Genomic DNA, 17,303 nt, shown 5'->3' with positions numbered 1-17,303 from the left:
TTATAGAATGGTCGCGTGAATTTCTTCCCCGAGCATTTCTTTGATTTGATTCTTTTCGTCCATGATAGCCACGCGGGGTTTATAGGTGCGAGCTTCTTCGTCCGTCATCATGGCATAGGCGATAATGATCACGATATCCCCTTCCTGCACAAGACGGGCAGCCGCCCCGTTCAAGCAGATGACCCCGCTGCCAGGTGCACCTTCGATGACGTACGTCTCCAGCCTGGCTCCATTGTTGTTGTTGACGATTTGCACTTTCTCATTTGGCAAAATATCCAACGCATCCAGGATGTTTTTATCAATGGTAATACTGCCGACGTAATTCAAATTCGCTTCTGTTACGGTAGCGCGGTGGATCTTTGCCTTCATCATTGTGCGCAGCACAGCTCATTCCTCCCAAGTCTCACAAAATCTCAGATGCTGGTGATCAAGTTATCAATCAGGCGCGTCTTTCCAAAACGGACCGCCAATGCCACGATGATCGATTCTCCCGGTGTGGGCTGCTCGACTGGGACCAAGTCAGGGTATCGAAGCACCTCGACATATTCAATAGCCGCCAGCGGCATTTCCGAGATCATGGCGATCATGCGCTCCTGGATGTCACGCAGCGCCACACCTTCGTAGAGCCAAGCCTCCGCTTGCTTCAAACTTCGAGACAGCACGAGAGCCTCCTCGCGCTCTTCCGGAGTCAAATACACATTCCGGGAGCTCATCGCAAGCCCATCCGCTTCCCGAACGATCGGGCATGGGACGATTTGTACAGGCATGGACAAGTCAGCGACCATTTGCGATACCACTGCTACCTGCTGAGCATCCTTCTGTCCAAAAAAGGCGTAATCCGGTTGAACAATCTGGAAAAGCTTTGTCACCACTGTCGCAACGCCATCAAAATGACCGGGGCGGGATTTCCCGCAGAGCAGCTCCGTTACATGGGAAACAGATACGTTGGTTAGCATCGGTTTTGGGTACATCTCACTCACTTCTGGAGTAAAGAGGAAATCCACACCTGCCGATCTTGCCAGCTCTCGGTCGCGCTCGATATCACGCGGATAACGCTCAAAGTCTTCATTGGGACCAAATTGCAGCGGATTGACAAAAATGCTCATGACAACCACATCGCAATTCTCTTTCGCTGCACGCGCGAGGCTCAGATGTCCCTCGTGCAGGTACCCCATCGTCGGCACCATGCCAATGGTTTTCCCCTGGCGTCTTGCTTCTTTTATATGAACGCGCATTTCTGCAATGGTTGAAATTTGCTCTAAGGTCTGGATCATGAGTGGGCAACTCCTTCGCCGTACAGCTGTTTAATCGTATCTTCCGAAGCGTGAAACACATGCTCCGGAGCCGGAAAGCGCCGTTCCTCGACATCTTTCACATAACCTGCTACCGCCTCGCGGATCGCACTTCCGATGTCCGTATAGCGTTTTACAAATTTCGGTGTAATTTGGGAAGCATAGCCCACTACATCATGGAAGACGAGGACTTGTCCATCGCATGTCACCCCAGCGCCAATGCCAATGACTGGGATCTCCAGTTTTTTCGCGATCATTCCCGTGACTTCCTGTGGCACGCATTCCAGGACAATGGCAAATGCCCCTGCTTCCTGCAGTGCCAAAGCATCCTCTAACAGTCGCTCCGCTTGTGCCAGATCGCGTCCTTGCACTTTATACCCGCCGAGCTGGTGGACAGACTGCGGGGTCAAGCCGATGTGGCCGACGACCGGGATTCCCGCTTGCACACAGCGTGTCACGAGGGGTGCCAGTTCTTTTCCGCCTTCCATTTTGACGGCCTTTGCAGAACCTTCCTGCATCAGGCGCCCCGCATTTTTGATGGCTTCTTCCAGCGTGCCGTGATAGCTGAGAAAAGGCAAATCTGTCACGACGAACGCTTTTTTAGCCGCACGGGTAACGGCTTTCGTATGGTGGATCATATCCTCCATCGTAACGGGAATCGTCGAGTCATACCCTAGGACGACCATCCCGAGCGAATCCCCTACCAATATCATGTCCACTCCCGCTTCCTCCACCAATTTGGCGGATGGGAAGTCATAGGCGGTCATCATCGTAATGGGGATACCCGCTTCTTTCTTTTTTCGAATGTCGGATGTGGTAATCGGTCTGCCATTTGCCATTCTTTTCACCTCTGTACGCACCTAACCTGTGGGCAAATGGAATCAAAAAACCTTCTCGCCGGGATGCGGGAGAAGGTTGTCCATGCCAAAGAGACATCATACGTCGATGCGGAATCCTTCTGTCTCGGTCCTCACAGGCTCTGAGCAGATTCTTGTCCATACGTGATTCATTTAGCTATTCGCAATAAGACTAAAAAATACTCCCGGAGTACCGTTCACGATGTGATACAGCCTCCACTTTATGGAGTATAGCAGAAGATTTACGGATTTGCACGATAATTGACGTCGGCTGAATACACTTTATGAATAGCGCCATACTGATCTTCCACCAGTAATACACCTTCATCATCCAGCGCAACGGCTCGTCCTTCGAGCTTCTGGGAGATCGTCTGGACGTTCACCCACCGCCCGATTGTGTACGAATGGGCTTCCCACTCTGCTTTGATCCGTTCAAATCCGTGCTGCAGGAAATAATCGTACTCTTCCTCAAAATGACGGCAAAATTGCTGAATGAAGCGCACTCGTTTCACAGGTTCGCCAGCCTCAATCCGCAGCGATGTCGCGATCTCAGCCAGCTCTTGGGGGAAGTCACCCTCCACACTGTTTGCATTCAGGCCGATTCCAATGACCAAATAGTTGACTCGGTCTGATTCAGCATTCAATTCCGTCAGAATCCCGCACACTTTCTTATCGCCAATAAAAATATCGTTGGGCCATTTGATTTTAACAGGCAGCCCCGTTTCTTCCCTGATTGTCCGTGCCACACTGACTGCTGTCAAGAGAGTCATCTGAGGCGTCTTGGGCAAAGGAATGGCTGGGCGTACGATCAAGCTCATCCAGATACCTGTCCCTTTCGGCGAATGCCACTGACGGCCCAGACGCCCCTTTCCGCCAGTCTGCTGCTCCGCCAACACCAGGGTCCCTTCTTCTGCTCCTCGTGCAGCCGCTTCATGGGCGAGGGGTTGGGTGGAGATCACCTCATCATGTGCCAAGACATGCTGGCCGATTCGTTTTGTTTGCAAACCGGCAGTTATTTCTGCAGCAGACAAGCGATCCGGAGCAACCAGCAGTCGATAGCCCGATTTGCGCACTGCTTCAAACTCATAGCCGTCTTTGCGCAGCTCCTCAATATGCTTCCATACGGCTGTCCGCGAGCAGCCGCAGGTCTGGCTCAATTCTTCACCGGAAATGAATTCTCCCGGATGATCGTGAAACGCCTGTAGGATGACCTGCTTAATATTCATTCCGTGCAACCTCTTTCTTCGCAGCCTCGATCAAGGCTTCCTGAGTGTTCGGCAAACCATGCAAGGCTGTTTGGGTCAACAAGTGATTGAGAACACGCCATATCCATTCTCCCGGCTTTTTTTGCAATGCCACCTGCAAATCAAGTCCGGTCACAGCAAGCTCTTTCACTGTTTTCACCGGCATTTTCTCGAAAGCCTCTTGGACCTTCTCCATGAAGGTTTCTCTCTGGTCCTTCCACCAGATGGCCTTTAGGATGCGAGCCAGCTCGCAGCTCGTCTCCCATCCCACATCGAGCAAAATCGGCCCCCAAATCAGTTCGCTTGGGGAATCCCACTGCGGTTTGATGCTATGCAGCAGGCGTACAAATGTCGATATTTCTTCCGTCTCGCGCTTGGACATCCGTACCTGTTGGCAAACCTTGCGAGAGGCTTCCTCGCCAAGCTCAGCTGCATACAGCAGCAAGGACCATTTCTGCGTCACCTGGTTGAGATGGACGAGCCTCCACGCCTGCTTGCTTGCCCGTTCGAACAGCCGTTCCAACAGTGGCGCATGCGTAAATAGCTTTGTCTTTGTCAACAACTCACAGCCCTGCTGCGGCGATGCGCTATCCAGCATTTTATTCAGCTCTTCCCTTACCCTCTCCACGGCAATATGCGACAAATAGGGAGCGGTCGCTTTCATCGCTGCGAGTGTCTTCGTCTCGATCGCAAATCCGAGCTGCGCGGCAAATCGGACAGCTCGCAGCAATCGAAGGGCATCCTCTTGAAATCTTTCTTCGGGTATCCCTACCGCCCGGACGAGTTGCTGCGCCAAATCTTCTCGCCCATTGAATGGATCCTGCAGTTCATTCTTGAGATCCATAGCCATGGCATTCATCGTAAAGTCTCGCCGCTGAAGGTCCAGATTGAGCTCATCGACAAACTGCACATCGCTCGGACGGCGATAATCCTCATACTTTCCTTCTGTCCGGTACGTCGTCACCTCAAAAAAATGTCCGTTCATTTTCACAGAAACCGTCCCGTGCTTGAGTCCAGTCGGAACATGGTCGGGAAAGAGACGAATCACGTCGCCAGGATGGGCATTCGTACATATATCTATATCGTGCACGGGTCTTCCGAGCAGCCAATCGCGGACGCAGCCACCCACGAAATAGGCTTCAAAGCCATGTGCCTCCAGTGTTTGCAGTATCGTGACCGCCAGTTCTTTTCTCATGTTCTCTCCCTCCATTTCCGTCCGTCCGCCTACAAAAGGAGGAATTTCTGATGAAATTTTTGTATGGGTTGTTTATTTTCATTTCAAAAATCCATCAGATGACGAAAAGCAGTGTGCACCGCTAACCGAGGATTTTTGCATAGAGTGCTTCGTATTGAGATGCGATTGTTTCATGACAAAACGTTTCACAGGAGCGTTGGATGCTGTTTCGCGAAAAGTTGTCGTACAGCTCTTGGTCGCGCAGGAGTCGAATGGTTTCCTTGGCCATCCCCTCGACATCTCCGATCGGTCGCAGGTAGCCCGTCACTCCGTCCAGGACGACTTCCGGTATTCCACCCGCCGTGGAAGCAACGACAGGGACACCGCAAGCCATCGCTTCCAGCGCAACCAGACCAAAGCTTTCCTTTTCGGATGGCAAGAGCATGACATCTGCCAGTGACAGCACTTCTGCTACATCCTCTTGCTTGCCTAAGAAACAGACATCCCCTGTCAGGTCCTTCTCGGCGATCATCTTGCGGACCAGACCCATCTCCGGCCCTTCGCCGATTAAAATGAGGCGGGAAGGCATCTCCTCCCGTACCTTGGCAAAGATCTCGATCACATCCGGCACCCGCTTTACAGGGCGAAAGTTGGAAATGTGCATGAGAATCTTCTCGCCTTTCGGGGCGAACTTTTTCTTCAGCTCACGGACATCTTTCGGATAATAACGTCTTTTATCCACAAAATTGTACACCGGTACAATTTCCTTTTCGACATGGAGCAATTCGTTGGTTTGGCGGATCAGATCCTTGGAAACTGCCGTCACAAGATCGCTTCGCTCAATCCCAAACCGGATCATATCACTGAGATTGGAGTCGTAGCCTAGCACGGTGATGTCTGTCCCGTGCAGGGTCGTCATGATCTTGAGGTGATCGCCCACCATCTGCTTCGCCAGAAAGGCGCACAGAGCATGGGGCACCGCATAATGGACGTGCAAAAGATCCAGCTTTTCGTTTTGCGCGACCTGCGCCATGCGATTGGCCAGTGTCAGGTCGTACGGCGCGTATTTAAAGACATCGTAGTGGTTTACTTCTACTTCATGGTAAAAGATATTTGGATGAAAAGCGCCCAGGCGAAACGGCATTCCCGAGGTGATAAAATGCACCTGGTGGCCTCTCTCCGCCAGCAATTTGCCTAATTCCGTGGCAACGACGCCTGATCCGCCTAATGACGGATAACAAGTGATCCCGATATTCATTTCAGGGTGCTCACTCCTTCTTACAGGTTGGCCAATACATAAGGCGTGGCACTCATAAAACCTTCTGCATAGGTGACGCCAGCTTGCTGGCCAAATAGACGTTCGCGGTATTCGACACTATCCAGATACCCGTTAGTAAGCGGTGTGGAGACATTGCCTTCTTCCATTTCAAACTGGCTCCGATAACACCGCAGGGCCTCCATTTTTTCCTGAAAAACGGAGGTGATGTCGACAACGACCTGCGGTGTTACCGTCGTATTAATAAAGTAGGAAAGAAATCGACTAGGGCGGAAAGCTGGGTGTGCCTCATCTGGCTGATACTTGCGAATTCCGGAAGAAAAGATTGCTTCGCGGACAATACGGCTGACACTTTCATGGTCAGGATGGCGATCTTGATAGTAAGGCGCCAAAACGATTTGCGGACGGGTCCGTCGAATGAGGTCTACGATCCGGCTGATCGCCTCTTCCTTGACTGCCTCCAATCCTCGATCTGGCAGGCCAAAATTGAAACGCTCGGCAACGCCCATCACTTTGTCTGCTGCCGCTGCTTCACTCTGGCGACGCTCTACATTCCCATTCGATGACAGCTCCGCGTAGGTCAGATCCAAAATCCCTACGCGTTTTCCCTGTTTGGCTGCCAAAATCAGGCTGCCGGCCGCACCAATTTCCACATCATCCGGGTGCGCGCCGATCGCCAAAATATCGAGTGAACTCATTGCTCATTCTCCTTATGTACCACATCGCGCCAATCGAGCTCTCCACGTTCTAGCGCCTTCAACAGAATCTCTGCGGTACCGAGATTGGTTGCAAACGGAATTTTGTGGACATCGCACAGGCGAAGCAGCGCTGTAATGTCTGGCTCATGCGGCTGTGATGTCAATGGATCGCGCAAGAAGATGATCAAATCCATTTCATTGCGGGCAATCATCGCACCGATCTGCTGATCTCCGCCGAGTGGTCCAGAAAGAACTCGACTGACGGTCAGCGAAGTCGCTTCCATGATTCGAAGTCCTGTCGTACCTGTGGCAAAAAGGACATGCTCTGACAAGATCGTTTCATATGCCATCGCCAGCTGGACAATCTCTTCTTTTTTCCGATCGTGAGCGATTAAAGCAATTTTCACGCAAACCTCTCCCTTATGTTCAATCGGATACCTCAATGTTAAACGATCGTTTAATCAATCAAATGCTCCAACCCATAAATCAGGCTGCTCATGTTCACGACTGCTTTTACAGCCATATTGACACCAGGCATAAAAGACTCCCGATTAATCGAATCATGGCGGATGGACAGGGTCTGCCCCACCGCTCCGAAGAGCACCTCCTGGTGGGCAACCATTCCGGGGAGTCGCACACTGTGGATACGGAAGCCTTCGTAATCTGCTCCGCGCGCACCTGGGATGGTCTCTTTTTCATCTGGATGCCCTTGCTTCAGATCTTCACGAACAGCCGCAATCATCTCAGCAGTCTTGAGTGCCGTCCCACTCGGTGCATCCAGCTTGCGGTCGTGGTGAAGCTCGATAATTTCCACATGCGGCATGTATTTCGCGGCCATGGCGGCAAACTTCATACACAGAATCGCACCAATTGCAAAGTTCGGGGCAATGATAGCCCCCAGACCTGCTTCCTTATACTTATCTGTCATCTCCTGCAGTTGTTCAGGCGTGAGTCCAGTCGTACCGACGACAGGGCGCACTCCGTAGTCCAGACAAATCTCCATGTGGCGGTAAACACTGTGGGGAGTGGTGAAATCCACGAGGACGTCCGGCTTCATCTCTGCCATTTGCACGCGGATGGACTCGTCATCCCCTCTGGTATCCAGGTTTCCTGTGTAGATGAGATTGGCATCCTCTCCCAGCATTTTTACGACTTCTTGTCCCATTCGGCCTTTTGCTCCGGCTACTGCCACCCGGATCTGCTTTTCCATCATCATTGATTCTCCTCTATTCTCGTCCAGCGATCTTTATCGCGCGTGTTGAATTTGTGCATAATACGATCAAAGGCTTCCTGCAAATCAATCCCGAGGGAATTGGCAAAACAAATCACGATAAAGAGCACATCTCCCAGCTCTTCCTCTACTGTTTTTTCTCCCTCATCGGTTTTCTTTGGTTTCTCGCCATAGAAGTGATTAATCTCTCTGGCAAGTTCACCTACCTCTTCCGTCATCCTTGCCATCATGGAAAGCGGGGAAAAGTAGCCCTCTTTGAATTGCGATATGTATTTGTCCACTTCCTGCTGCATTTCCTGCATGGTTTTTTGCCGTTCCATCGGCTCACTCCTTTACCTAAGCATGCTTCCGGCTTTCACTTATCGTAACCGAAAAGGCTTCGTTTGCCAAATCTCAATACTTCCGCTTTCCAGCATATGGACAATCAAATAATTGTTCTATTATAATGGCAATCGTATGGTCGAAGGTAACCTGCGATTTACCTGCATTACAGGTCAGTCGGGATCGCAACAACCACCGATTGGCGAACAGGAGGACTTTATGAATGTACGTCTCAAGAGCATCATTGCCATCATCATCGGTTCTGCAATCATGGGATTTGGCATCAATTCGTTCAACATTCCCAATCACCTTGCCGAAGGTGGAATCACGGGTATCAGCATTCTGATCAAGCTGCTGTTCCCGGGCGTGGACCAAGGGGTTGTCTTTTTGGTATTGAACGTTCCTCTCTTTATTCTTGGGTGGAAAATCCTCGGACGAACGTCCTTTTTTTATACCATTCTGGGAACGGTATCGCTCTCCGTTTTTCTATCGGTGTTTGACAATGTCCTGCCGCTCCCGATGAATGATCGCCTGCTGGCTTCCCTCTATGCCGGGGTGGCCGTCGGTGTCGGACTCGGTATCATTTTCCGTTTCGGAGGCACGACTGGCGGAGTCGATATCATCGCCCGCCTGCTCCAAAAATACATGGGTGTCAGCATGGGTCGCACACTCTTTTTGGGCGACATCCTGGTCATTGGCGCATCGCTGTTTTATCTCAATCTGGAGAGCGCCATGTACACGCTCGTCGTCGTTTTCATCGCTGCCCGCGTAATCGATTTCTTCCAAGATGGCGCCTACGCTGGAAAAGCCCTCACGATCATCTCGGAACAAACGGAAGAGATCTGCAAACAAATTCTCGAGCTGGGCCGCGGGGTGACCTTGCTTTCCGGGAAAGGAGCCTTTTCTGGCGCTGACAAGCAAGTCATCTATGTCGTAGTCAGCAGAAATGAAGTGATGCGCTTCAAAAATATCGTCCAGGAAGTAGACCCGCATGCCTTTGTGATTGTAAACGATGTGCATGAAGTATTGGGCGAAGGCTTCACCCTCGACGAAAACAAGCAGCCGATTCACCACTAGCAGACCCCCTTACTCCCAATGAAAAAAGACGCTGGCAGCCCGCATGAGCTCCGCGTCTTTTTTCATTGGTTTCTCCTATCCACACAGCTTTAGGCAGAACGGATCTGGCCATCGTACTTTTTCCAGGCTACATACGACAAAGCCATCAACAACGCAATTCCCACAGAAAAGATGATCACCATCGGAGAATCCGGCCGCATCATCAGCAGAGCAAACGTACTTTTCTCCTCTCCTACAAACGCTGTTTGCACCGAGGCATTCAGGTCGCGCAATGTTTCCCTGACCAATTGCCAATCGATCTGGGAATTTCGCAATTCTTTGGAAATGGCATTGTAGGAGGCCGAGATCGATGACATCTGGTTTTCCGGGAGCTGAATGCTCATCGCCGGCTTGATCGCCAGATACAAACGATAATTTTCTTCAAATTGCTCTTGGAACTGTGTAAAATTGCGTTCAACCGCAGATTGCTGCAAATTTTGCACCTGTGTAACAAAGAAAGGATAGTAGCTTCTCCACATCGGCTGGTGCACGTGGGTCAGTGCGTCAATGGCGACTCGCACCTGTGTTGCATGCCACAATAGCTGCTGTTCACTCACATTGGTAGAGGCAAAGCTCTGTTTCGCCGCGAGGATGGACTGCGTCACAGCATTGAGACTCTCAATCCGAATGGGGATCGGCAAATGCTGATTCGGGAACTGCTCAGCCAGCTGAACAATCCGCTTTTGCGCATTCTCGATGTCCCCTTTTTTTACATTCGTCAAAAGCTCATGTGCGACCTGGTCCAGGGCAGCCAGCTGTTTTTCTTCGATCGGCTGATCCAGCTTGGAATACAGATTATGAATCGGCCATGACAGGAACAAGCCAATCGCCAAGAAAAATAACAAGTAGCGGATGTTTTTCTTCAACGCAAAAAACCTCCTTTCCCTTGTACAGACTATGGAAAGGAGGACAAGATTAGACCTTGTTTATCGTATACTTATTATTTATAAACCAGATGACGGATATGGAAATTAAGCTGAGGAGCACGGTAAACAAGCCGACAAACCCTTCGTATGGATCGAGTACACTTGGCAGCCAAGGATGGATGTCCATTACGTAATCGAGAAAGTCGTTATTCAGGGTCCACAATGCCGCAATTCCTACTGGTAGCAGACTCAACTTGTAAAATCTTGCGTACAGGACAGATTCTACTGCCATACCTGAATGCGAGATGATCAACATTACGTCTGTCCAACGCACTTCATTCCCCATCATCCACCCAGCCAAGATAATGCAGACCGCCCAAACACCATATTTAAAATTGGTTATGCCAGCCAAAGCTTCCAGTACAGGAATGTGGCGTCCCAACAAATAGGTAAGAAGAACCAGTGTGAAAAGTCCGCTACCTGTCGGGCTATCCGGAACAAAAGGGGTTAAGAACACCGGTGTCTCCGCTAATTGATTGCCATACCAGATAAATCCGTATATGGTCCCCAAGAAGTTGATCACAAACAGTGTCCATAGAAACCATCTTTTCCCCAACGAATGCCTGAACCACTCCCATATCCAGATCATGATTATCGTCTCCCGCTGTGTACGCCGCTAAAGAAAAAGCTGACCTTTTCGTCAGCCAGCTTTTTCCCTATTAGCTTATTTCAAGCTTGCCATGTATTCAGCCAGCTTTTTGATTTCCGCCTCATCCTTGATCATACCGCCTGGCATTGCAGGTGGTTTACCATTATGGATGATGTCGGCAATCTGTGTGGCATCATATTTGCTACCGATTTTTTGAAGGTTAGGACCCATGCCGCCTTCCATATTCTTACCGTGGCAACCCATGCAGCTTGATTGCGCTTTCCATACAGCGTCCGCAGTGAAGCTGGTGTCAGCAGGTGCAGGAGCAGTCGCGCTGGATCCACCGCCTCCACCGTGTTCTCCACCCGTTTTGCTGGATGGATGGCTGAGAGAATGCTCATGGTCCGCTGCCCAAGTCAGGTAGAATATGCCTACCAGTGCGGTCAGCATCAAGCCAGTCGCAACTGGGCGTTTGCTCGGACGGCGTTCTTTGCTGGTATCCAGCCAAGGAGCCAGCATCAATCCGCCGAAAGCAATACCTGGAATGATGATGGTACCCAAGACTACCCAGTCACCAGACGCCCAAGGATATTTCAGCATTTGGTACAGGAACAGGAAGTACCAGTCAGGCAGCGGAACGAATGAAGTATCGTTCGGGTTGGCTTTGTCAGTCAACGGCGACGGATGAGAAACCGTCAGCACGAGGAAAGCAACCAAGCAAACCGCTGCCACCATCCACTCTTTCAACAGGAAGTTCGGCCAGAAGGCTTCTGTCTTTCCTGGGAAGTCAGAGTAGGATGGAGAAATGTTTGGGATGCGCTTCGCCGATACCCGTGAGTCTCCGACGAAGGTAGCATCTTTGTCTTGTTTCGCCATGCTATTTCCTCCTTAGTGATCGAAGACTGTTTATAGTGGTCCGGAGATACCTTGAGCGCGAATCATAACAAAGTGTGCTCCGAGCAGGCCAAGCAGTGCACCTGGCAAGAAGAACACGTGGATGGCGAAGAAACGGGAAAGCGTTTGTGCCCCTACGATGTCTCCACCAGTCAACAGCATTTTGACATAAGGGCCAATGAACGGAACGGAGTTTGCGATCTCCAGACCTACTTTGGTTGCAAAGTAAGCGGTGTTATCCCATGGCAGCAGATATCCTGTGAACCCGAGACCGAGCATCACGAAGAAAATCAGCATACCGACTACCCAGTTCAGTTCGCGAGGCTTTTTGTATGCACCCGTAAAGAATACACGCAACGTATGTAGGAACATCATCACAATGACTAAGCTGGCTCCCCAGTGATGCATGCCGCGTACGATTACCCCGAAAGCCACTTCATTCTGCAGGTAATTGACAGATTCCCAAGCATTGATGATGTCTGGCACATAGTACATCGTGAGGAACATACCAGACAAGATTTGAATAACGGTAATAAAGAACGTTAGGCCCCCAAAGCAGTAAACGAAAGCGGAAAAATGATGCGCCGGGTTCACGTGCTCAGGTACTTCATGGTCGGCCAAATCACGCCACATCGGAGTAATGTTCAGGCGCTCATCGACCCAATCATACATTTTCTGTAACATCTTAGCCTGTCACCCCCGGACGAGGATTTCCTTTTACTTTCCCCAGATACAGCTTTCCATCTTTTACTTCCGTCTCGTACTCATCGAGGGATACTGTCGGAGGTGTTCCCAAGATGTGTTCACCGTTAATGGTATAACGGCCCATGTGGCACGGACAGAAATACTGATTTGGATGTTCAGGACTCGTATTCCAGTCTACTGTACAACCCAAATGCTTACAGATCGGGGACAGAGCGAGGATCTCACCCTTGTCGTTTTTGGTTACCCATGCAGACAGCGTAGATTCTGATTCATACCAACCGTCCTTGGTATGTACCTTAAATTCAACACGCTTCGGCTCGGCACTAAACTCATCCGGACTGCCGACTGCCACTTTATCTCCACCTGCATGTCCTTGTAGCAAGGGGTCAACCGCAAAGCGAATCATTGGAGTGATCATACCCGCTGCAAGGAACCCGCCAGTTCCCATCAGAGCGTAGTTCAAGAATGTACGTCTGGACATTTCGCGTTTGTCGCCCATCTCTTTTTTTCCCTCCTTATCCTGTAAAATAGCGCAACGATGGCGTTTTCACACACATACACTAGGTCAATCCCAATCATAGCTAACGCCTTTTGAGATGTCAAGAATGTCCAGTGGACATGTCTGACCCCAATCCCCGCTAGTGAAGTGATTGTTGCCATTTTGTCAAAATTTACACCTTGTCCCTCCCGTTTTCCTGTAGTATTACCGGAAAACGCTTTCTCTATTGCGCACTTCTTGCCTGCCAATGGCGAATTATTTCCTTATACAAGATATCGACCGTCACTTCGAAGCGCAAGGATGATTCGAGGTCTTCATCCCCGACGGACAGATTCAGGACATGCCCATGCTCTTCTTCCACTGCCCGAACGCGATCATTGCGAAAATGCAGCAGGACCTTGTAGGCGAATCCATTCGGGGTTTGCTGGGCATGCTGTTCTTCAGCAAAATGATAGCTTACCGGAAATAAAAGAACCCTTCCTTTGAGCTTTTGCTCGATGCCTGCCGCTACATTCAGCAAATAGTTCATCCGCAGGACATGCTCATTCACGCCAAGTCCATCACGATACAAATAAATAGGGAGAAGTGCGGTGTCTACAAAACTCCGCAGCTCCTCCCAGTTTTCGATTTCACTCACATTCCACTGCATAAGTCGTCTCCTCTTCCATACGTAGATTCTGGAAACTAGCGTACCACGAATCTGCGGAGACTGGCAATTGCTTGCCTGACCGGTTCTATTAGGCTTGCTCGTACGCCATGATTTCCTTTAATTCATCCGTCAGGCGCAAGAACACTTCTTTGTTTTTGGCTGCCAGAGCTTCGTCAATTTCCTGGTACAATGTACGCTTTCGATACTGGCGCATCTGCTCGTCTATCACCATTTCAGAGAGCAAACCGGATACCATTTGATTGTTTGTTCCGTACGCGTTGGAATAGAAATTTGGCCACTCCATACCCATCCCTCACTTCAATAAAATAGTCGTTTCCGTAAAGCCATTGTATTTGCGAAGCCAGGTCTGGCTGGCATACGTGGCAGTGTACAGCCACTGACCGTTGTCATCTTGGCCCACTCGCAGCAATCCGAGGTGAACCATCATTTTGCATACGCGATTCACGAGGATATCTGCGGGGGAATCATAGTAAAACTCTTTGATCCAGGGAAGCAGCGTGTCCATGAGCGTCTGCTGGCTGACCCATCCGCCTGAGGCGATCAACGGAATCAGCTGAACCAGCATCGGCAAATTCGGAATCGCGCGCTTGTACAGGCGCATCCAAAAACGAATCAAGTCGTGATAATGCTGATCCTCGTAAGAGTGCTGCAGCCGTTCGTACCCTGCTTCGGTGAGCGCTACCTTTGCTCCAGACTCTTCAATCCATCTATGGTAGTAGCAGAAGTCATAGAGTAAGGAGAACCTGTCCGGGTACAAATCAAAATGCAGCCCGTAGCCAAAACGCCATTTCTGCGGCTGCAGCGTTTCTTCCTTTACGTGAAGGAATTGAAACAGCTGATGCTGATGGCGCTTGTACATCCCTCCTTCAGCCGTAAGTGGAACCGGTTCTTGCTGAAGGAATTGTAAAAATTGCATGATATCGTCGCAAAGGGCAGTACCCTCGTCCCGATAGGCGTCTGGTCCATTTGCGTGCAATTCATACTCCGTTCGCCATTTTTCCAGCCAGCCATGCAGGTACGGCTCCCGTATGTCCAAAGGAATCTGGTACTGCCCCACCGTCTTGCTCTTGGCAGGAAAGATCCATCCACGCTTCATGGCTGCCGCGATATACCTTCTTGCTTCCTCTTGCCTCTTCTCCTTGCTGCTCTCCAGTACGATGCCTGCCTTGGCCAGCAAATCCTCCAGAGACATGACGGTCCGCTTATCGAGGAGAAGCAGCAAGAAGAAATGCGTTTCTTCCTTCGACAGTTGCTCGACTTCTTGTGTGATTGTCTGCCTGTGCCGAAGACTCGACAGCAGCGACGTGATCAGTTCGTTTTTGGAATGAGGGTTGCATTCGCATCCGTAATGGTTGGCAATTTGATGGAGCTGCCGGATATCGGTATACACCAAAATCTCAGCTAAGTTCATCTTGCATCCCTTCTTTACGACTTACTTGTATCCCTCATTCTTGCCAATATGCGGAAATATAAACAGGAAGCCACCTAAAGTGACTTCCTGTTTTTCTTACGTTATTCGCTTATTCCTCTTCTGCTTGCTCATCCCACAGATCGTGCAGCTGCTGGTATTCCTTGGCTTCGTCGTATCGTCCTGCCTGTGTCAAAAGGGCAATCAAACGGCGAATTTGATCGAGATCAAAACCAGACAAAGCCACGTATTGCTTCAGAGAGTCGATCGCTTTTTCTGTTTGACCGAGGGAAAGCTGAATGTCGGCTGCCAAAGGATATGCTGCCACATACTCTTCATCCAGTGCCTGCAGATTGCTCACCAGCTCCACCGCTTCGTCCAGACGCCCTAGATGGAAAGCCATCATTGCGCTGCCGTAGAGGACTTCTGGGGAGTGGTCGAGCAGCAGAGCCTGACGGAAAACCTGATAGGCTTGTTCGAATTGACCGTTTTGTGCGAGCGAGCGCCCTTTGATCATCAACAGGGACAGACTTTCCTCCCCAGCCTGCTCCAGGACCTTCATGGCTTTGTCATCTTCCCCAATGCGGAAGTAGAGATTTCCCAGAGCCGCGAGCAAATCCTGGTTATCCGGCTCCTTTTGGCGAGCTTGCTCCAAGTACTTGACCGCTACCTCATCCAAGTCTTGTAGAGAGTACAGGTCCGCCAAGAGCAGATCCAGCTGAATGCTTTCAAATCCTGATTCCTTGCACTCGTAGAGCAAATGCTGTGCCGTCTCGAAATCGCTTGAATCGAGTGCGATTTCCGCCAGCAGCATCTGGCATTCACGACGGAGAGAAGGCTCCATTCCCGGGTTTTTCTCCATCACTTCAGCAAGCAGGTCCCCTGCCTCCTCCAGATGCCCCAAGCGGTACCATACCTCTGCCAAATACATCATGACTTCGGGAAGGTCCCGCCCGTGCTCTTGAACTTTTTGCAGAGCGGTTAAGCCGAGCTCCACTTCATCGTTCTCGATTCGCTTGACCGCTTCGTCTATGACATAGAGCCATTTTTTAGGCATTGCTAATCACCTCATATGTAAGTTGCGCGGGCTGTATCACCCGATGTATAGCCACAAAAGACCGTCCGAGGACGGTCTTTTTCTTTCACTACGATCATATACCATTATGCCCGAGTAAGCCAGCTCATTGTAATTACTGTTATGAGAATACCAAAAACACTGAGCACGATGCTGTAATTGGGTTTGGTCAAATCGCTTGACGTGGGTTTTCCTTCGAGCGGTACGATCGATGCCGTAGCACCCGCGAGAGGCTCTTCCTGTCCTGCAGGCGTCTGCGCTTCAACCACGTAGGTACCGTCGTCCGATTGCATGGAGGAGGAGATCACCTGCGCCTTAGGTGTGTTCATCGCCATCACTTCACCGTTGATCACGAGCGAATTCGCTTGTTCTGTAGAACTCGTGTTCAGGTACAAGGTGAAAGTGAACAGCATCAGTAGAATCACAGCTACACTGGCACTCATGCGACGCATTCTCGCTGTCACGCTAAAAATTTTGCGACCAATAGGAATGGCCCACTTCTCTTCAGAGAGAATACGTGCCATGACAGCGTCAACGATCGAGCGGGATGGCGTCACGGAATGATACTCTTCCTTATCCATGTTCATCCACTCGCTGCTGTCCGTCCACATTTCATAATCTGCACGGCAGGCATAACAGGTAGCCATGTGATTGTCTACACGTCGCTGCGTCACTTCTGGTAGCAGATTTTCGGCGTATTCAGGTAACATCTCCTGAACTTCTTCACATCTCATCATCGATTCATCCCTTCAGCTTCATCCAAATGAGGGTCCAGGATGTAGGTTTCCAACTGTCCTCTGATACTTTGCCTTGCCCGGAACAGCAGCGACTTCACGGAGCTGACGGTCAGATCCAAAATAGTCGCTATCTCCGTATAGTCCATCTGCTCGTACTCACGAAGAATCAGAGCAGAACGTTGTTTTTCCGGCAGGCTGTTGATTGCTTGTCGCACCATCAGCTCACGCTCATTGCGCAGCAACACCTGTTCCGGCAGAGATTTGGCTGATGCGACTGGAACCTGCAGCGTATCATCCAAATACACATCCGAATTTCGGCTTTTGCGCAGCTCGCTGAGCACCGAGTTACGGGCAATCGTATAGAGCCAGGTAGAAAAAGTAGCCTCTACATCTCGGAAAGAATGAATGCTTTTATACGCCTTGTAAAACGTCTCCTGACAGATATCCTCTGCGATATGTTCCAAATGTGCCTGACGCAATAAATGTGTGACAAAGGAGAGGATCTTTTTCTCGTATCGACGAATCAGTTCAGCATAGCATTCCAGATTACCTTCTTTAATCTCTCGGATAAGCTGGGAATCGGTCATGATC

General features: G+C 50.3%; 22 protein-coding genes. 1 reads left to right on the top strand and 21 read right to left on the bottom strand.

Features of this window, described 5'->3' with window-relative positions; translation table 11 throughout:
* The 10 genes from panD to JNE38_RS12910 form a co-directional block, all read right to left on the bottom strand.
* Positions 1-384, bottom strand: a complete 384-nt coding sequence (panD, locus tag JNE38_RS12955) for an aspartate 1-decarboxylase (protein WP_203356921.1) — start codon at positions 382-384, stop codon at positions 1-3.
* Between the two features lie 29 nt (positions 385-413).
* Entirely contained in the window at positions 414-1,274 is an 861-nt protein-coding gene (gene panC / locus JNE38_RS12950) for a pantoate--beta-alanine ligase (RefSeq protein WP_203356920.1), read from the bottom strand.
* Positions 1,271-2,131, bottom strand: coding sequence for a 3-methyl-2-oxobutanoate hydroxymethyltransferase (gene panB, locus JNE38_RS12945; protein WP_203356919.1), 861 nt, complete (start codon positions 2,129-2,131; stop codon positions 1,271-1,273). Before panB ends, panC begins: the two co-directional genes overlap by 4 nt.
* Positions 2,132-2,391: 260 nt before the next feature.
* Positions 2,392-3,375 (bottom strand): biotin--[acetyl-CoA-carboxylase] ligase, encoded by a 984-nt coding sequence (locus JNE38_RS12940; RefSeq protein WP_203356918.1) that lies wholly within the window; start codon positions 3,373-3,375, stop codon positions 2,392-2,394.
* The gene (locus JNE38_RS12935; protein ID WP_203356917.1) at positions 3,365-4,588 is read right to left on the bottom strand and encodes a CCA tRNA nucleotidyltransferase; all 1,224 of its coding nucleotides are present in this window, start codon (positions 4,586-4,588) and stop codon (positions 3,365-3,367) included. Before JNE38_RS12935 ends, JNE38_RS12940 begins: the two co-directional genes overlap by 11 nt.
* A gap of 121 nt (positions 4,589-4,709) precedes the next feature.
* Positions 4,710-5,825 (bottom strand): N-acetyl-alpha-D-glucosaminyl L-malate synthase BshA, encoded by a 1,116-nt coding sequence (gene bshA / locus JNE38_RS12930; RefSeq protein ID WP_203356916.1) that lies wholly within the window; start codon positions 5,823-5,825, stop codon positions 4,710-4,712.
* A 20-nt stretch (positions 5,826-5,845) separates the two neighbouring features.
* Positions 5,846-6,541 carry a bacillithiol biosynthesis deacetylase BshB1 gene (bshB1, locus tag JNE38_RS12925; protein ID WP_203356915.1) on the bottom strand — a complete coding sequence of 232 codons (696 nt, stop codon included), beginning with the start codon at positions 6,539-6,541 and terminating at the stop codon, positions 5,846-5,848.
* Positions 6,538-6,948, bottom strand: coding sequence for a methylglyoxal synthase (locus tag JNE38_RS12920; RefSeq protein WP_203356914.1), 411 nt, complete (start codon positions 6,946-6,948; stop codon positions 6,538-6,540). The genes bshB1 and JNE38_RS12920 overlap by 4 nt, the downstream gene beginning before the upstream one ends.
* A 50-nt stretch (positions 6,949-6,998) precedes the next feature.
* Positions 6,999-7,751, bottom strand: a complete 753-nt coding sequence (gene dapB / locus JNE38_RS12915) for a 4-hydroxy-tetrahydrodipicolinate reductase (RefSeq protein ID WP_203357537.1) — start codon at positions 7,749-7,751, stop codon at positions 6,999-7,001.
* Positions 7,752-7,753: 2 nt separating this feature from the next.
* The gene (locus JNE38_RS12910) at positions 7,754-8,092 is read right to left on the bottom strand and encodes a nucleotide pyrophosphohydrolase (RefSeq protein ID WP_203356913.1); all 339 of its coding nucleotides are present in this window, start codon (positions 8,090-8,092) and stop codon (positions 7,754-7,756) included.
* Positions 8,093-8,312: 220 nt separating this feature from the next.
* Here JNE38_RS12910 and JNE38_RS12905 point away from each other — a divergent pair, with 220 nt between their 5' ends.
* On the top strand, positions 8,313-9,170 hold the full coding sequence (locus tag JNE38_RS12905) for a YitT family protein (protein WP_203356912.1): 858 nt from the start codon (positions 8,313-8,315) through the stop codon (positions 9,168-9,170).
* 89 nt (positions 9,171-9,259) lie between these two features.
* Here the strand turns inward: JNE38_RS12905 and JNE38_RS12900 are convergent, their stop codons facing one another.
* The 11 genes from JNE38_RS12900 to JNE38_RS12850 all read right to left on the bottom strand — a co-directional run bounded on the left by JNE38_RS12900 (position 9,260) and on the right by JNE38_RS12850 (position 17,299).
* Entirely contained in the window at positions 9,260-10,075 is an 816-nt protein-coding gene (locus JNE38_RS12900) for a sporulation protein YpjB (protein WP_203356911.1), read from the bottom strand.
* A gap of 49 nt (positions 10,076-10,124) precedes the next feature.
* Positions 10,125-10,724 (bottom strand): DUF1405 domain-containing protein, encoded by a 600-nt coding sequence (locus JNE38_RS12895; RefSeq protein ID WP_203356910.1) that lies wholly within the window; start codon positions 10,722-10,724, stop codon positions 10,125-10,127.
* A gap of 75 nt (positions 10,725-10,799) precedes the next feature.
* Positions 10,800-11,600: a menaquinol-cytochrome c reductase cytochrome b/c subunit gene (locus tag JNE38_RS12890; protein ID WP_203356909.1), complete on the bottom strand. Its 801-nt coding sequence runs from the start codon at positions 11,598-11,600 to the stop codon at positions 10,800-10,802.
* Positions 11,601-11,630: 30 nt separating this feature from the next.
* Positions 11,631-12,302: a menaquinol-cytochrome c reductase cytochrome b subunit gene (gene qcrB / locus JNE38_RS12885; protein ID WP_203356908.1), complete on the bottom strand. Its 672-nt coding sequence runs from the start codon at positions 12,300-12,302 to the stop codon at positions 11,631-11,633.
* 1 nt (position 12,303) lies between these two features.
* On the bottom strand, positions 12,304-12,822 hold the full coding sequence (locus tag JNE38_RS12880) for a Rieske (2Fe-2S) protein (RefSeq protein ID WP_203356907.1): 519 nt from the start codon (positions 12,820-12,822) through the stop codon (positions 12,304-12,306).
* Positions 12,823-13,045: 223 nt separating this feature from the next.
* Positions 13,046-13,471 (bottom strand): DUF2487 family protein, encoded by a 426-nt coding sequence (locus JNE38_RS12875; RefSeq protein WP_203356906.1) that lies wholly within the window; start codon positions 13,469-13,471, stop codon positions 13,046-13,048.
* An 88-nt stretch (positions 13,472-13,559) separates the two neighbouring features.
* Entirely contained in the window at positions 13,560-13,775 is a 216-nt protein-coding gene (locus JNE38_RS12870; RefSeq protein ID WP_203356905.1) for an IDEAL domain-containing protein, read from the bottom strand.
* A 9-nt stretch (positions 13,776-13,784) separates the two neighbouring features.
* Positions 13,785-14,903 carry a hypothetical protein gene (locus JNE38_RS12865; protein WP_203356904.1) on the bottom strand — a complete coding sequence of 373 codons (1,119 nt, stop codon included), beginning with the start codon at positions 14,901-14,903 and terminating at the stop codon, positions 13,785-13,787.
* Positions 14,904-15,012: 109 nt separating this feature from the next.
* A complete protein-coding gene (locus tag JNE38_RS12860) occupies positions 15,013-15,957 on the bottom strand; it encodes a tetratricopeptide repeat protein (protein ID WP_203356903.1) in 945 nt (314 codons plus the stop codon).
* Positions 15,958-16,061: 104 nt separating this feature from the next.
* Entirely contained in the window at positions 16,062-16,712 is a 651-nt protein-coding gene (locus tag JNE38_RS12855; protein ID WP_203356902.1) for a zf-HC2 domain-containing protein, read from the bottom strand.
* Positions 16,709-17,299 (bottom strand): RNA polymerase sigma factor, encoded by a 591-nt coding sequence (locus JNE38_RS12850; protein WP_203356901.1) that lies wholly within the window; start codon positions 17,297-17,299, stop codon positions 16,709-16,711. The genes JNE38_RS12855 and JNE38_RS12850 overlap by 4 nt, the downstream gene beginning before the upstream one ends.
* Positions 17,300-17,303 lie beyond the last annotated feature (4 nt).

The sequence above is a fragment of the Brevibacillus choshinensis genome, from assembly GCF_016811915.1.
Lineage (GTDB): Bacteria > Bacillota > Bacilli > Brevibacillales > Brevibacillaceae > Brevibacillus > Brevibacillus choshinensis_A.
Note: the sequence above shows the minus strand (reverse complement) of the source record. Positions and strands in the feature narration are given on the sequence as shown.

What these genes read in the sequence shown, in the direction of transcription:
- JNE38_RS12860 (WP_203356903.1), bottom strand. Translation starts at nt 15,957, where the DNA reads ATGCCTAAAAAATGGCTCTATGTCATAGACGAAGCGGTCAAGCGAATC.
- qcrB (WP_203356908.1), bottom strand. Translation starts at nt 12,302, where the DNA reads ATGTTACAGAAAATGTATGATTGGGTCGATGAGCGCCTGAACATTACT.
- JNE38_RS12880 (WP_203356907.1), bottom strand. Translation starts at nt 12,822, where the DNA reads ATGGGCGACAAACGCGAAATGTCCAGACGTACATTCTTGAACTACGCT.
- JNE38_RS12910 (WP_203356913.1), bottom strand. Translation starts at nt 8,092, where the DNA reads ATGGAACGGCAAAAAACCATGCAGGAAATGCAGCAGGAAGTGGACAAA.
- JNE38_RS12865 (WP_203356904.1), bottom strand. Translation starts at nt 14,903, where the DNA reads ATGAACTTAGCTGAGATTTTGGTGTATACCGATATCCGGCAGCTCCAT.
- panB (WP_203356919.1), bottom strand. Translation starts at nt 2,131, where the DNA reads ATGGCAAATGGCAGACCGATTACCACATCCGACATTCGAAAAAAGAAA.
- JNE38_RS12875 (WP_203356906.1), bottom strand. Translation starts at nt 13,471, where the DNA reads ATGCAGTGGAATGTGAGTGAAATCGAAAACTGGGAGGAGCTGCGGAGT.
- JNE38_RS12905 (WP_203356912.1), top strand. Translation starts at nt 8,313, where the DNA reads ATGAATGTACGTCTCAAGAGCATCATTGCCATCATCATCGGTTCTGCA.
- JNE38_RS12935 (WP_203356917.1), bottom strand. Translation starts at nt 4,588, where the DNA reads ATGAGAAAAGAACTGGCGGTCACGATACTGCAAACACTGGAGGCACAT.
- bshB1 (WP_203356915.1), bottom strand. Translation starts at nt 6,541, where the DNA reads ATGAGTTCACTCGATATTTTGGCGATCGGCGCGCACCCGGATGATGTG.
- JNE38_RS12890 (WP_203356909.1), bottom strand. Translation starts at nt 11,600, where the DNA reads ATGGCGAAACAAGACAAAGATGCTACCTTCGTCGGAGACTCACGGGTA.
- JNE38_RS12870 (WP_203356905.1), bottom strand. Translation starts at nt 13,775, where the DNA reads ATGGAGTGGCCAAATTTCTATTCCAACGCGTACGGAACAAACAATCAA.
- panC (WP_203356920.1), bottom strand. Translation starts at nt 1,274, where the DNA reads ATGATCCAGACCTTAGAGCAAATTTCAACCATTGCAGAAATGCGCGTT.
- dapB (WP_203357537.1), bottom strand. Translation starts at nt 7,751, where the DNA reads ATGGAAAAGCAGATCCGGGTGGCAGTAGCCGGAGCAAAAGGCCGAATG.
- bshA (WP_203356916.1), bottom strand. Translation starts at nt 5,825, where the DNA reads ATGAATATCGGGATCACTTGTTATCCGTCATTAGGCGGATCAGGCGTC.
- JNE38_RS12940 (WP_203356918.1), bottom strand. Translation starts at nt 3,375, where the DNA reads ATGAATATTAAGCAGGTCATCCTACAGGCGTTTCACGATCATCCGGGA.
- JNE38_RS12850 (WP_203356901.1), bottom strand. Translation starts at nt 17,299, where the DNA reads ATGACCGATTCCCAGCTTATCCGAGAGATTAAAGAAGGTAATCTGGAA.
- JNE38_RS12855 (WP_203356902.1), bottom strand. Translation starts at nt 16,712, where the DNA reads ATGATGAGATGTGAAGAAGTTCAGGAGATGTTACCTGAATACGCCGAA.
- JNE38_RS12895 (WP_203356910.1), bottom strand. Translation starts at nt 10,724, where the DNA reads ATGATCTGGATATGGGAGTGGTTCAGGCATTCGTTGGGGAAAAGATGG.